We start from the raw sequence: 13,291 nt of genomic DNA, 5'->3' as shown, positions 1-13,291 counted from the left end.
CCGTGCCGGGCGGACGGCGAGGGAGCCCAGCCTTGGCGCCGGGACGCTCGGACTTTGATCCGACTATCAGGCTTGTTGGGAAAGTTATATAATTACGTCCTAATATAGAATCATTGCCGGGTTGCCTCGCTGCGGGCCGGACGATTTACCGGCCGCGGGTCCAGTCTTCCCCGCAATGCAGGCATTTCGTGCCAGCCAAGGGGAGGACTGCGATGACCGACGTCAAATGGATGATCAAGGCGCGCGAATTCACCAACTGCAACTGCGCCTATGGCTGCCCGTGCCAGTTCAACGCCCTGCCGACGAATGGGTTCTGCCAGGCCGTGGCGGGCGTGGAAATCGAACACGGCTATCACGGCGACACCAAGCTTGACGGCTTGCGCTTTGCCGGAATCTTCCGTTGGCCGGGCCCGATCCATGAGGGCGGGGGCGAGGCAGCGGTCGTCATCGACGAACGGGCCACCGAAGCGCAGCGCAACGCGTTGCTTCGCATCCTGAGCGGCCAGGACACCGAACCCGGCGCGACCATCTTCCAGGTCTTCTCGACCACGCTGGAGAAGGTGCACGATCCGATCTTCGCCGCCATCGACCTCAGCATCGACATCGATGCGCGCACGGCCCGGATGGACGTGCCCGGCGTGACGTCCGGTCACGGCGAGCCGATCAAGAACCCCGTCACCGGCCAAGAGCATCGGGTGCGCATCGACCTGCCGCACGGCTTCGAATACGCGCTCGCAGAGGCCGGGCGCGGCTGGACCAGGGCATCGGGCCCGATCAAGTTCGAATTGGCCGACAGTCACAGCCACTTCGCCATCATGCATATGACGCAAAGCGGCGTGGTGCACTGAAATCGCATGAGCGACACGGCCCTCGAAGCGGTGCTGCGGCGTGACCGCGCGGTCGTTGCCGCATCGCTCGTGGTGATTGCCGTGCTCGCTTGGGCCTATGTGTTTTGGCTCGCCGCCTCCATGGGCATGCCCGCCACGCCCAGTGAGACCGGCGGCGACATGGCCGGCATGAACACGTCTATGAGTGGCATGGACATGCCTGGCATGGACATTGGTGCGGCGGTCGCGCCGGCCATCCGCGCCTGGACGGTGGCCGATTTCGTTTTCATCTTCGCCATGTGGTCGGTGATGATGGTTGGCATGATGACACCATCGGTCGCGCCGATGCTGCTGCTCTATGCCGGCGTCGGCCGCAAAGCCGGGGCGAGCGGCCGGCCCATCGCCTCGACAGGGTGGTTCTTCGCTGGCTATCTGCTGGTCTGGGTGGCCTTCAGCCTTGCGGCCACAGGCGCGCAATGGCTGCTGGGCCGTCTCGCTTTGCTGGACCCGACGATGGCGACCAACAGCGGCATCCTCGGCGGCGTCATCCTGATTGCCGCCGGCCTCTACCAATGGACGCCGGTGAAGGGCGTCTGCCTCAGCCAATGCCAGGCGCCGATCGCCTTCCTGACCAGTCATGGCGGCTTCCGCACCGCGCCGCTCGGCGCGCTGCGGCTGGGTATCGCGCACGGCGCCTATTGCCTCGGCTGTTGCTGGGCGCTGATGGCGCTGCTGTTCGTCGGCGGCGTCATGAACGTGCTGTGGGTCGCCGGCATCGCCATCCTCATCCTGCTGGAGAAGACCGTCCCGGCCGGCCGGGTGATTCCGCGGATCTCCGGCACCCTGATGGTGGCCATCGGCGTCTGGTTGCTTACCCAGTGATTGTCCGTGTGCTGCTCATCATACATGTTGATCTGCATCGATGAATGCAGCCGGCCGTCCGGTTCGCCAAGGTGCGGTTGCCGGCGAGGTTTTCCCCAAGAAAACAAGAATAAACGCCAGCCTGATCATTGCCGGTGTTGGGCTCATGCGGGTGGCCGGACTTTGCCGACTTTGTTTGCGGCCGTGGCAAATTTACGGGCGCGTTTGTCTGCAATTCGGGCATTTCCGGCAATCGGATTTCAAACGCGTTGGAATTCGGTCATTTCCCTTGACCTCACAGGAATAATCGCCTTCGATGCAGTTCGTGAATGGGAGGCAGCGCGTCGGTTGCGATGCGGGGTCCGGGAGTGGCCGGAAGGGAGCTGCGTTCACGCGGGAAAAGATCAGGGTCGCCTGAGAACAGGGTCACCTGTAAAACAGAAAAGGGTCTGTGGGTCATGAAACATATTGCATTCGGCATTCTCGGCGCCGCCGCGCTTGGGTTTACAGCATCGGCGGCTTCGGCCGGCACGCTCGACACCGTCAAGCAGAAGGGCTTCATCCAGTGCGGCGTCTCGACCGGTCTGGCCGGCTTCTCGGCGCCGGACGACAAGGGTGACTGGCAGGGCATCGACGCCGATTTCTGCCGCGCCGTCGCGGCCGCCGTCTTCGGTGACGGCTCCAAGGTCAAGTTCACGCCGCTCAGCGCCAAGGAACGCTTCACCGCGCTGCAGTCGGGCGAGGTCGACATCCTGTCGCGCAACACCACCTGGACGATCAACCGCGACACCGCGCTCGGCCTGAACTTCATCGGCACCACCTACTATGACGGCCAGGGCTTCATGATCAACGCCAAGAAGCTGCCCGGCGTGAATTCGGCGCTGCAGCTTTCGGGCGCCGCCGTCTGCGTGCAGAGCGGCACCACGACCGAGCTCAACCTTGCCGACTACTTCAAGTCGAACAAGATGGAGTACAACCCCGTCGTGTTCGAGAAGCTGGAAGAGGTCAACGCCGCCTATGACGCCGGCCGCTGCGACGTCTACACCACCGACCAGTCGGGCCTCTACGGCATCCGCCTGACGCTGGGCGCCCCGGCCGACCACGTCGTGTTGCCCGAGATCATCTCCAAGGAGCCGCTCGGCCCGGCCGTGCGCCAGGGCGACGACCAGTGGTACCACATCGTCAAGTGGACCTATTTCGCGCTGCTCGACGCCGAGGAACTCGGCATCACCAAGGCCAATGTCGAGGAGATGAAGGCCTCCGACAATCCTGAGATCAAGCGCGTGCTCGGCCAGGAGGCGGACACCAAGATCGGCACCGATCTCGGCGTCTCCAACGACTGGGTCGTGAATATCGTCAAGGCTGTCGGCAATTACGGCGAAGTGTTCGAGCGTAACGTCGGCTCGGGCAGCCCGCTCAAGATCGCGCGCGGCATCAACGCGCTCTGGACCAAAGGCGGTCTGCAATACGCTCCGCCGATCCGCTGATCGAAATGTGATCCGGGAGGCAGGTTGTCTGCCTCCCGGTTTCTCTTTCCAGGGGACGGTCGCATGGCATCGCAGGAAATCCTTCGCGAGGAGCCGAGCAGGGCTTCCTTCATCAATGACCCTAAGGTACGCAGCCTCTTCTTCCAGACGCTGGTAATCGTCATTCTGTTCGGCTCGGTCTGGTGGATCGTGCAGAACGTCATCGACAATCTGGCACGTCTGCATATCGCCTCCGGCTTCGGCTTCCTCAAGGGACGCGCCGGCTTCGACATCTCGGACACACCGATCGCATACACGTCGGACTCGACCTATGGCCGCGCCATTATTGTCGGGCTGATCAACACGATCATCGTCGCCGTCGCCGGCATCATCACCGCCACGATCATCGGCTTCATCGTCGGCATCGGTCGTCTGTCGCAGAACTGGCTGATCCGCAAGATCTGCACGGTCTATGTCGAAATCTTCCGCAACATCCCGCCGTTGCTGGTCATCTTCTTCTGGTATTCCGGCGTGCTCGCCGTGCTGCCGCCGCCGCGCGAGAGCTACAACCTGCCCTTCGGCTCCTTCCTCAACCAGCGCGGCTTCTATTTCCCGCGCGCCATATGGGGTGACGGCTCCTGGCTGATCCTGGTCGCCTTCCTCCTCGGCCTCGCCATGGCTTGGTTCGTCGCCCGTACGGCACGCCAGCGGCAGATGACAACCGGTCAGCAATTCCCGGTGTTCTGGACTTCGATAGCGCTGATCGCCGGCCTGCCGCTGCTTGCCTACGCTCTCAGCGGCTTCCCGCTGAGCTTTGATTTTCCGAAGCAATCGACCTTCAACCTGACTGGCGGCTTCCAGGTCAAGCCGGAATTCCTTTCGCTCTATCTGGCGCTGTCCTGCTACACGGCGGCCTTCATCGCCGAGATCGTGCGTGCCGGTATCAGGGGCGTCAGCAGAGGCCAGACCGAGGCGGCCGGGGCGCTGGGGCTGCGCTCAGGCCCGATCCTGCGGCTGGTCGTGGTGCCGCAGGCCATGCGCATCGTCATCCCGCCGCTGACCAGCCAGTATCTCAACCTGACCAAGAACTCCTCGCTGGCGATCGCCATCGGCTATCCCGATCTCACCGCCACCGCCGGCACGGTGCTCAACCAGACCGGCCAGGCGGTGGAGGGCGTGCTGATCATGATGATCGCCTATCTGGTGCTGAGCCTCGTGACCTCCGCGGTCATGAACGTCGTCAACGCCAGAATGGCACTGGTGGAGAGGTAGGGTCATGCAGGAACACGATATGTCCTGGGTGCGCACCGAGATGGCTCTTGCCCAGCCGGCGCCGCCAAGCGAACGCGGGCTCTATGCCTGGGTACGCAAGAACCTGATCGCCACCCCCGGCGACACCATCCTGACCATCCTCGGCATTCTCATCGTCGCCTGGATCCTGCCGCAGGTCATAAACTGGGCCCTGCTCAGCGCCCAGTGGACGGGTTCGGACCGCACCGTCTGCGCCACCGTCTCGCAGGGCGGCATCCAGCCGGACGGCTGGAGCGGCGCCTGCTGGGCCTTCGTCAACGCCAAGTTCGGCCAGTTCATGTTCGGCCGCTATCCGATCGAGGAGCGCTGGCGGCCGATCCTCGTCGCCATCCTGTTCGTGGCGCTGCTGGTGCCGATGCTGATCCCGCGCGTGCCACGCAAGGGGCTGAACGCCATCTTGCTTTTCCTGGTTCTGCCGATCGTCTCGTTCTTCCTGCTGCTCGGCGGCGTGTTCGGCCTGCCGCATGTCGAGACCTCGCTGTGGGGTGGTCTGCTGGTCACGCTCAGCCTGTCCTTCGTCGGCATCGCTGTCTCGCTGCCGCTTGGCACGGTGCTGGCGCTCGGTCGGCGCTCAAAGATGCCGATCATCAAGATGCTGTGCGTGATCTTCATCGAGACGGTGCGTGGCATTCCGCTGATCACGGTGCTGTTCTTCGTCAGCGTCATGCTGCCGTTGTTCCTGCCGGAGGGCGTCACCTTCGACAAGTTCCTGAGGGCTCTGATCGGTGTGTCGCTGTTTGCCGCCGCCTATATGGCGGAGGTGGTGCGCGGCGGCCTGCAGGCGATCCCGAAAGGGCAGTACGAAGGCGCCGATTCGCTCGGCCTCGGCTACTGGCAGAAGATGGGGCTGATCGTGCTGCCGCAGGCGCTGAAGCTGGTTATCCCCGGCATCGTCAACACCTTCATCGGCATGTTCAAGGACACCAGCCTGGTGCTGATCATCTCGATGTTCGACCTGCTCGGCGTCGTCAAGCAGAACTTCTCCGACGCCAATTGGGCGACACCGCAGACCGCGAAGTCCGGCCTGGTGTTCGCCGCTTTCGTGTTCTGGCTGTTCTGCTTCGGTATGTCGCGCTATTCAATGTACACGGAACGCCGGCTCGACACCGGCTACAAACGCTGATGCATGTCGCCCAAAAGTGTTTAGCGGTTTTGGGGTAACGACATGCATCAAACACAACGATAAGGGGAATTGGCCATGACCACCGAAAACGCCGTCAGCGCGGAAGACCTCAAGGTCGATGCCAAGAAGATGCACATCTCGACCACCGATGTCGCCATCGACATCGTCGGCATGCACAAATGGTACGGCGAGTTCCATGTGCTGAAAGATATCAATCTGAAGGTGATGCGCGGCGAGCGTATCGTCATCTGCGGCCCGTCCGGCTCCGGCAAGTCGACCATGATCCGCTGCATCAACCGGCTGGAGGAGCACCAGAAGGGCAAGATCATCGTCGACGGCAAGGAACTGACCAACGATCTGAAGAAGATCGACGAGGTGCGCCGCGAGGTCGGAATGGTGTTTCAGCACTTCAACCTGTTCCCGCATCTGACGATCCTGGAGAACTGCACGCTGGCGCCGATCTGGGTGCGCAAGACGCCGAAGAAGCAGGCGGAAGAGATCGCCATGCATTTCTTGAAGCGCGTGAAAATTCCGGAGCAGGCCAACAAATATCCCGGTCAGCTCTCCGGCGGCCAGCAGCAGCGCGTGGCGATCGCCCGCTCGCTGTGCATGAACCCGCGCATCATGCTGTTCGACGAGCCGACCTCGGCGCTCGATCCCGAAATGATCAAGGAAGTGCTGGAGACGATGGTGGGTCTGGCCGAGGAAGGCATGACGATGCTTTGCGTCACCCATGAGATGGGCTTTGCCCGCAAGGTCGCCAACCGGGTGATCTTCATGGATCAGGGCCAGATCGTCGAGCAGAACACGCCGGCCGAGTTCTTCGATCACCCGCGCCATGAGCGCACGAAGCTCTTCCTGTCGCAGATCCTGCATTGAGTTTTCCACGCCGTTGGGAGAGCCCGGCCGCAATGCGGCCGGGCTTTTTTCATGTGCACCGCCCGACGCTATCTGTCGTGAGGCCGCAAAGGTGTCATCGTTGAGAAAGGTCTGGCGTCTCCTTGTTGGCCTGCTGGCCGCCATCGTGCTTGCCGCGGCGCTCGGCACGCTGGTACCGCGCCCGCTTTGGCCGGCGGCCGCCGCGGGCGAGGGCAGCAGGCACATACTGGTGCTGAGCAACCCGATCCACACCGATATCGCCATCCCCGTCGATGAGGAGGTGCGCCGGCGCTTCCATTTCCTCACCGATGCCGGCATTCCCGCCGATGCTCCCGAGGTCCGCTATATCGTCTTCGGCTGGGGCGGTCGTGCCTTCTACCTGGAAACGCCGAGGTGGTCGCAGGTCAAGGCGGTGCCGGTCCTCAAGGCGCTGACGCTGGACGCCTCGGTGATGCATGTCGACATCGCCGGCACGATTGCCGAGCCGCATTCCGACGTCGCTGGCTTCGACATCGGCGAGGATCGCTTCGCCGCGCTCCTCGACTACATCGCGGCGAGCTTCCGCCGGGGACCGGACGGCCCGATGGTCATCGACAATGCGGGCTATTCCCGCTTCGACCGCTTCTACGAGGCCAACGGCCATTTCAACGCGCTGGTCGGCTGCAACACCTGGACGGCGGCCGCGCTGCGCACCGCCGGCCTGCGCACCGGCTGGTGGAACCCGCTGCCGGTGTCGCTGGGGTGGTCGATGAGGTTGTATGATTAGCTAGCCGGCTTTACGGCCCCGCTTCGTCACATATTCGCGCAATGCCTTGTTGATAGCGCTTTGATAGCCGCGCCCATCTGGCGTGTGCCTCTTGAACCAGGCAACGAGATCGGAATCGAGACGAAGAGTCAGCTGCTGCTTGATCGGTTTGAAGTACGGATTTCGAACAGCGTTCTGCCAGAACTCTTGCGCTAGTTCTGGGATATCACTTGTATCGACATCGTTCTCCGGGCGCGCCTTCAAAGCCGCGATTTCTGACTTCTGGGCTTCCGTCAGCGGAGGCGGATTTGTCGGATCAAAATTATATCGAACGACTTTGCGCATAACGTCTTCTTTCTCCCGGCGTGGCGCGCCGCGCGGAAATGATCCGGCTGCCAGCGGTATTCGCCATCCTCGACTCTGTCCTGCTCCACCAGCGCGAAGGGATCTGAGAAAACGCGAACGGCAGTTTCAAAACTCACGCCATGTTTGCGCAGATTTGACCTAGCCTTTTCCGTATCCCATTCAAATCGCAATTCTGCCATGTGGTGTAACCGCAAAAATGTAACTACAAATAGTCATTACGTCAAGGTCGGCGGGTCTCAAAGTCCTACCGCCTCACAACCTCCCACCCGTACAGCCAGTCCAGATCCGCCGCGAGTTTCTCCGCCGGCCGCGTCGCCAGCACCAGGTTCCGCGCGATCGCCAACGGCCCCCAGGCGTGCCAGGCAAGCCGGTTGAGCGCGCCGCGCCTCAGCACCTTCTCGACGCGCGGCCGCCTGAGGTTCTCCCAGGTGGCAAGCCCCTGTCGCAAGTCGGCAGGGAAGTCGGCGATCACGCCGGCAAGCATGGCGGCGTCTTCTATTCCCATGGCGGCGCCCTGCGCCGCGAACGGCGTCATTGCATGCGCTGCATCGCCGATGAGCGCGATCCCGTCTTGCATCGTCCAGCGCTGTTGCTCGACCGTGTGGATCGGAAACGCCGTCCACGGGCCGGCCAGCGCGACAAGCCTTGCCAGCGCCGGTGCCGTGCCGCGCATGGCGCCCGAGAGGATGGCCGGGTCGGCATGGCCGGACCAGCCTTCCGCGATGCGCTCGCCCTTGGTGAAGGCCGCGAGGTTGAAGGCGCTGCCTTTGCTTACCGGATAGGCCACCAGGTGGAAACCGGGATGGAGGAAGGTGGTGACGCTGTCCGCGGCGCCGATCGTCGCAAAGGCCTTTCCTGCGGCGCTCTCCGCCGCGACCGTGGCGCGCCAGGCGAGTTCGCCCGAGAAGCGGCTTTTGCCGAAGCCGGGCTGCTTGCCGGCGAGGTTCTCGCGAATCGACGACCAGACACCATCGGCGCCGACCAGCAATTGGCCGCTGGCCTCGATCGTGCGGCCGTCCGTTTCAGCCGTCACGGCAATGCCCTGCGGTCCGGCGGCGACGCCGGTCACCCGCGCGCCGGTGACGAGCTCGACATCCGGGCGTTCCGTCACCTGCGCCGTCAGCGCCGCCTGCACGTCGGCGCGATGGGCGGCAAGATAGGGCGCTCCCCAGCGCCTCTCGGCGGCCTGTCCGAGCGGCACGCGTCCCAGGTCCCTGAGCGCGGCGGCATCCTTGAGCACCACCGCCTCCGGCCGCACTGCATGCGGCAGGAGCCGCTCCAGCACGCCGAGCTGCCTGAGGATTCGCGTCGCATTGGGAGAAAGCTGGATACCGGCGCCGGCTGCCTCGAGTTGCCTGGCCTGTTCGAACACCGTTACGGGATAGCCGCGCTCGGCGAAGGCAAGCGCCGCCGTCAGTCCTGCTATGCCGGCCCCGGCGATGACGACCTGCCGGGACCGCGCCTCGCTCATCGTCGGAAGAGGATCAGGCGGCCTGGTCGATATAGAGGCAGCCCGCGGGGACCGTTTCGGTCGCCTTCAGTTTCGCCGAATAGCGGAAGAGCGTCGAGCAATAGGGGCAGACCTTCTCATTGTCGTCGCCCATGTCGAGGAACACGTGCGGATGGTCGAAGGGCGGGTTGGCGCCCGTGCACATGAATTCCTTGACGCCGATGTCGATCGCCGGATGGCCCGCATCGTTCTGGAAATGGGGAATGGAACCGCCTGCCATCGTCGTCTCCAATTGGTCTCGGCTTGTTTCGGCCAGTCTGCATCTGGATCATAACCGGCCTGTTTGCAAGATCGATGAAATGAAACTGTCGCAAAAGCCTGTCAGAGGATAAGTTGAGCCGGTTAAGCGCATGACCCTGGATCGCTGCGGGATTCGTGAGGGATCGTGCGTCACAAAAACATGTTAGAGCGTCCGTAGCCCATCCGGAATGCAGCGCTTCAAAGCGATGGGCGCAGGACAAGAGCGGGAATCATGAACGAACTGAAGCCGGTGCACAGCGAATTCATCACCATCGAGGCGGCAAGTGCCGAGAGCGGCAATCCCGATCGCTTCGTCAACCGCGAATTCTCCTGGCTGCAGTTCAACCGGCGCGTACTGGAGGAATCGCTGAACCCGCACCATCCGCTTCTGGAGCGGATCCGCTTCCTGTCGATCTCGGCCGGCAATCTCGACGAGTTCTTCATGGTCCGTGTCGCGGGCCTGGCAGGCCAGGTGCGCGAGGGCATCGTCCTGAAGAGTCCGGACGGCCGCACGCCCGAACAGCAGCTTGAACAACTGCTGCGCGAGGTCGAGCGCCTGCAGGAGGACCAACAGAAGAGCCTTTCGACACTGATGCAGCTGCTCAACAAGGAAGGCATCGAAAGCATCACCCGCGACGCGCTGACCAAGGACGAGAAGGCCTGGCTGGAAGAGCATTTCCAGGATCAGGTGTTTCCGGTGCTGACCCCGCTGTCGATTGACCCGGCGCATCCGTTCCCGTTCATCCCCAATCTCGGCTTCTCGATGGCGCTGCAACTGCGCCACCGCAAGAATGGCGAGGAGATGAGCGCGCTTTTGCGCCTGCCGGTGGCGCTGAAGCGCTTCATCCGTCTACCCGACCGCAAGAATCATGTCCGCTTCATCCCGCTGGAGGAGGCGGTCGGCCTCTATATCGGCAAGCTCTTCCCGGGCTATGAGGTCAAGGGGTCCGGCACCTTCCGCATCATCCGCGACAGCGATATCGAGGTCGAGGAAGAGTCCGAGGACCTGGTTCGCCTGTTCGAGACGGCGCTGAAGCGGCGCCGCCGCGGTTCGGTGATCCGCATCGAGTTCGACATGCTGATGCCGCCGGAACTGCGCGACTTCGTCGCCGGCGAGCTTGGCGTCTCGTCGAGCCGCATCAGCGTCCTGACCGGTCCGCTGGCGCTCAGCCAGATCTCCGAGATCGTCGCCGTCGCCCGCGACGATCTGAAGTTCACGCCCTACAATCCGCGCTTTCCCGAGCGTATCCGCGAGCATGGCGGCGACTGCTTTGCCGCCATCCGCGAGAAGGACATCATCGTCCACCATCCCTACGAATCCTTCGACGTGGTGGTGCAGTTCCTGCGTCAGGCGATGGCCGACCCGGAAGTGGTGGCGATCAAGCAGACGCTCTACCGCACCTCCAACGACAGCCCGATCGTGCGCGCGCTGGTCGACGCGGCCGAGGCCGGCAAATCGGTGACGGCGCTGGTCGAGCTCAAGGCGCGGTTCGACGAGGAGGCCAACATCCGCTGGGCCCGCGACCTCGAGCGCGCCGGCGTCCAGGTCGTGTTCGGCTTCCTCGAGCTCAAGACCCACGCCAAGATGTCGCTGGTGGTGCGGCGCGAGGACGGCAAGCTGCGCAACTATGTGCATCTCGGCACTGGCAACTACCATCCGGTCACCGCGCGCATCTATACCGACCTGTCGTTCTTCACCACGGATCCGACGATTGCCCGCGATGTCGCCCAGCTGTTCAACTTCATCACCGGCTATGCCGAGCCCACCGAGGAGATGCGGCTCGCCGTTTCGCCATTCACGCTGCGCAAACGCATCCTGAAGCATATTTCGAACGAGGTCGTCCACGCGCGCGAGGGCCGGCCGGCGCGAATCTGGATGAAGATGAACGCGCTGGTCGACCCGATCATCATCGACGCGCTCTACGATGCCAGCCGCGCCGGCGTCGAGATCGACCTCGTCGTGCGCGGCATCTGCTGCCTGAGGCCGCAGGTGCCGGGCCTGTCGGAGAATATAAGGGTGAAATCGATCGTCGGCCGCTTCCTCGAGCACAGCCGCATCTACTGCTTTGGCGACGGCTACGGCCTGCCCTCGGACGGGGCGATCGTCTACATCTCCTCGGCCGATCTTATGCCGCGCAATCTCGACCGCCGTGTCGAGACCATGGCGCCGATCACCAATCCAACTGTGCATGAACAGGTGCTTGGCCAGATCATGCTGGGCAACATCATGGACAACCAGCAAAGTTTCGACGTATTGGCTGACGGCACCTCCCGGCGCGTCGTGCTGGAGGAGGGCGAGGAACCGTTCAACGCGCAGGAATATTTCATGACCAATCCGAGTCTGTCCGGACGGGGTGACGCGCTGAAGTCGCATGCGCCCAGGCGCATCGCCCAGTTCAAGCGCCGCAAGAAGAACGCCGCCGCGTGATTTCTGCTTCCCAGGGCCGGCTCCAGGACCGGCGGCCGCTGTCGATCATCGACATCGGCTCTAACTCGATCCGCCTCGTCGTCTATGAAGGGCTGGCGCGCTCGCCGACCTTGCTGTTCAACGAAAAGATGCTGGCCGGCCTCGGCCGCGGCATCGTTTCGACCGGCAAGCTCGATCCCGAGGCGGTCACCCGCTCGATGGAGGAGTTCCGCCGCTTCCGCGCGCTCTCCGACCAGGCCGGCGCCGAGCACATGTATGTGCTGGCGACCGCCGCCGCCCGCGAGGCGGTCAACGGCCCCGATTTCATCCACCGCGCCGAGGACGTACTGAAGACTGAGATCCGGGTGCTCTCCGGGCGGCAGGAGGCGCATTATTCGGCGCTCGGCGTGATTTCCGGCTTCCACCCGGCCAGCGGCATCGCCGGTGACCTCGGCGGCGGCAGCCTCGAACTGATCGACATCAACGGCGAGGCGATCGGCGACGGCATCACGCTGCCGCTCGGCGGCCTGCGCCTGCAGGACATGGCGAAGAATTCGCTCGTCCAGGCTCAGAAGATCGCGCGCCAGGAGCTGGCGCGGGCCAAGCTGTTGAAGGGTGGGCAGGGCAGGGCCTTCTACGCCGTCGGCGGCACCTGGCGAAACCTCGCCCGGCTGCACATGGAAATGACCAACTACCCGCTCGGCGTCATGCATCACTATGAGATCTCGGCCGACAGCGCGCAGAGCTTCCTGAAGCAGGTGACGAAGGCCGAGATCGAGAAGGTCAAGGGCATCGAAGGCGTTTCCAAGAACCGCCGCTCGCTGCTCCCCTATGGCGCCATCGTGCTGCAGGAGATCATGTCGGCGATGCAGCCGTCGAAGATCGTCGTTTCGGCGCTCGGCGTGCGCGAGGGCTTTCTCTACTCGCTGCTCGACGCGGCCGAGCAGAAGGCCGATCCGCTGATCTCGGCCGCCGAGGAACTCGCGCTATTGCGCTCGCGCTCGGTCCACCATGCGCATGAGCTGGTCGACTGGACCGGCAAGGCCTTTGCCGCTTTCGGCATCGACGAGACAGAGGACGAGGCGCGTTACCGCCAGGCCGCCTGCCTGCTCGCCGATATTGGTTGGCGCGCGCATCCCGAATACCGCGGCAGGCAGTCTCTCAACATCATCGCGCACGCCTCTTTCATCGGCGTCGACCATCCCGGCCGCGCCTATCTGGCGCTGGCCGGCGCCTACCGCCATGACGGCATCTTCAACGAGGGCATCGCGCCCGAGATCAAGGCGCTGGCGCCGCCGCGCATCCTCGAGCGCGCCCGCGTTCTCGCCGCAATGATGCGCGTCGTCTACCTGATGACGGCGGCGATGCCGGGCGTGATGCCCAGGCTGAAATGGGAAAACCGCGGCAACGGCATGCTGGCGCTGGTGCTGCCGGCCTCACTTGCCGACCTCTATGGCGAGCGCCCGGCCGGCAGGCTGGCGCAACTGGCCCGGATCACCAACCGCCGGCTGGTGCTGGCGGTCGAGAATGGGCCGAGCGTTTCGGTCAAATAGGGC

General features: G+C 63.7%; 12 protein-coding genes and 1 pseudogene. 9 read left to right on the top strand and 4 right to left on the bottom strand.

Going from position 1 to position 13,291, the window contains the following annotated elements; genetic code table 11:
• Positions 1-212 precede the first annotated feature (212 nt).
• From EJ073_RS07585 to EJ073_RS07555, 7 genes are all read left to right on the top strand, one after another.
• Positions 213-848, top strand: coding sequence for a DUF1326 domain-containing protein (locus tag EJ073_RS07585; protein WP_126055171.1), 636 nt, complete (start codon positions 213-215; stop codon positions 846-848).
• Between the two features lie 6 nt (positions 849-854).
• Positions 855-1,709, top strand: coding sequence for a DUF2182 domain-containing protein (locus EJ073_RS07580; RefSeq protein WP_126055170.1), 855 nt, complete (start codon positions 855-857; stop codon positions 1,707-1,709).
• A gap of 437 nt (positions 1,710-2,146) precedes the next feature.
• The gene (locus tag EJ073_RS07575; protein WP_126055169.1) at positions 2,147-3,175 is read left to right on the top strand and encodes an amino acid ABC transporter substrate-binding protein; all 1,029 of its coding nucleotides are present in this window, start codon (positions 2,147-2,149) and stop codon (positions 3,173-3,175) included.
• A gap of 63 nt (positions 3,176-3,238) precedes the next feature.
• Positions 3,239-4,426, top strand: coding sequence for an amino acid ABC transporter permease (locus EJ073_RS07570; RefSeq protein WP_126055168.1), 1,188 nt, complete (start codon positions 3,239-3,241; stop codon positions 4,424-4,426).
• 4 nt (positions 4,427-4,430) lie between these two features.
• Positions 4,431-5,588 carry an amino acid ABC transporter permease gene (locus EJ073_RS07565; RefSeq protein WP_126055167.1) on the top strand — a complete coding sequence of 386 codons (1,158 nt, stop codon included), beginning with the start codon at positions 4,431-4,433 and terminating at the stop codon, positions 5,586-5,588.
• A gap of 75 nt (positions 5,589-5,663) precedes the next feature.
• Entirely contained in the window at positions 5,664-6,467 is an 804-nt protein-coding gene (locus tag EJ073_RS07560; protein WP_126055166.1) for an amino acid ABC transporter ATP-binding protein, read from the top strand.
• Positions 6,468-6,567: 100 nt separating this feature from the next.
• Positions 6,568-7,233, top strand: coding sequence for a TIGR02117 family protein (locus EJ073_RS07555; RefSeq protein WP_126055165.1), 666 nt, complete (start codon positions 6,568-6,570; stop codon positions 7,231-7,233).
• Here EJ073_RS07555 and EJ073_RS07550 read toward each other — a convergent pair whose 3' ends face one another.
• The 4 genes and pseudogenes from EJ073_RS07550 to EJ073_RS07535 all read right to left on the bottom strand — a co-directional run bounded on the left by EJ073_RS07550 (position 7,234) and on the right by EJ073_RS07535 (position 9,308).
• Complete coding sequence (locus EJ073_RS07550) at positions 7,234-7,557, bottom strand: BrnA antitoxin family protein (protein WP_126055164.1); 324 nt, start codon at positions 7,555-7,557, stop codon at positions 7,234-7,236.
• Positions 7,535-7,757 (bottom strand): annotated as a pseudogene (locus EJ073_RS07545) (BrnT family toxin). Before EJ073_RS07545 ends, EJ073_RS07550 begins: the two are co-directional and overlap by 23 nt.
• Before the next feature lie 65 nt (positions 7,758-7,822).
• Positions 7,823-9,049, bottom strand: a complete 1,227-nt coding sequence (locus tag EJ073_RS07540) for an FAD-dependent monooxygenase (RefSeq protein WP_126055163.1) — start codon at positions 9,047-9,049, stop codon at positions 7,823-7,825.
• Positions 9,050-9,062: 13 nt separating this feature from the next.
• Positions 9,063-9,308 carry a zinc-finger domain-containing protein gene (locus EJ073_RS07535; protein ID WP_126055162.1) on the bottom strand — a complete coding sequence of 82 codons (246 nt, stop codon included), beginning with the start codon at positions 9,306-9,308 and terminating at the stop codon, positions 9,063-9,065.
• 252 nt (positions 9,309-9,560) lie between these two features.
• Between EJ073_RS07535 and EJ073_RS07530 the strand changes: the two genes are divergently transcribed.
• A complete protein-coding gene (locus EJ073_RS07530; RefSeq protein WP_126055161.1) occupies positions 9,561-11,756 on the top strand; it encodes an RNA degradosome polyphosphate kinase in 2,196 nt (731 codons plus the stop codon).
• Positions 11,753-13,288, top strand: coding sequence for an exopolyphosphatase (ppx, locus tag EJ073_RS07525; RefSeq protein WP_126055160.1), 1,536 nt, complete (start codon positions 11,753-11,755; stop codon positions 13,286-13,288). Before EJ073_RS07530 ends, ppx begins: the two co-directional genes overlap by 4 nt.
• Positions 13,289-13,291: the final 3 nt, after the last annotated feature.

It is taken from the genome of Mesorhizobium sp. M4B.F.Ca.ET.058.02.1.1, assembly GCF_003952505.1.
GTDB lineage: Bacteria > Pseudomonadota > Alphaproteobacteria > Rhizobiales > Rhizobiaceae > Mesorhizobium.
Note: the sequence above shows the minus strand (reverse complement) of the source record. Positions and strands in the feature narration are given on the sequence as shown.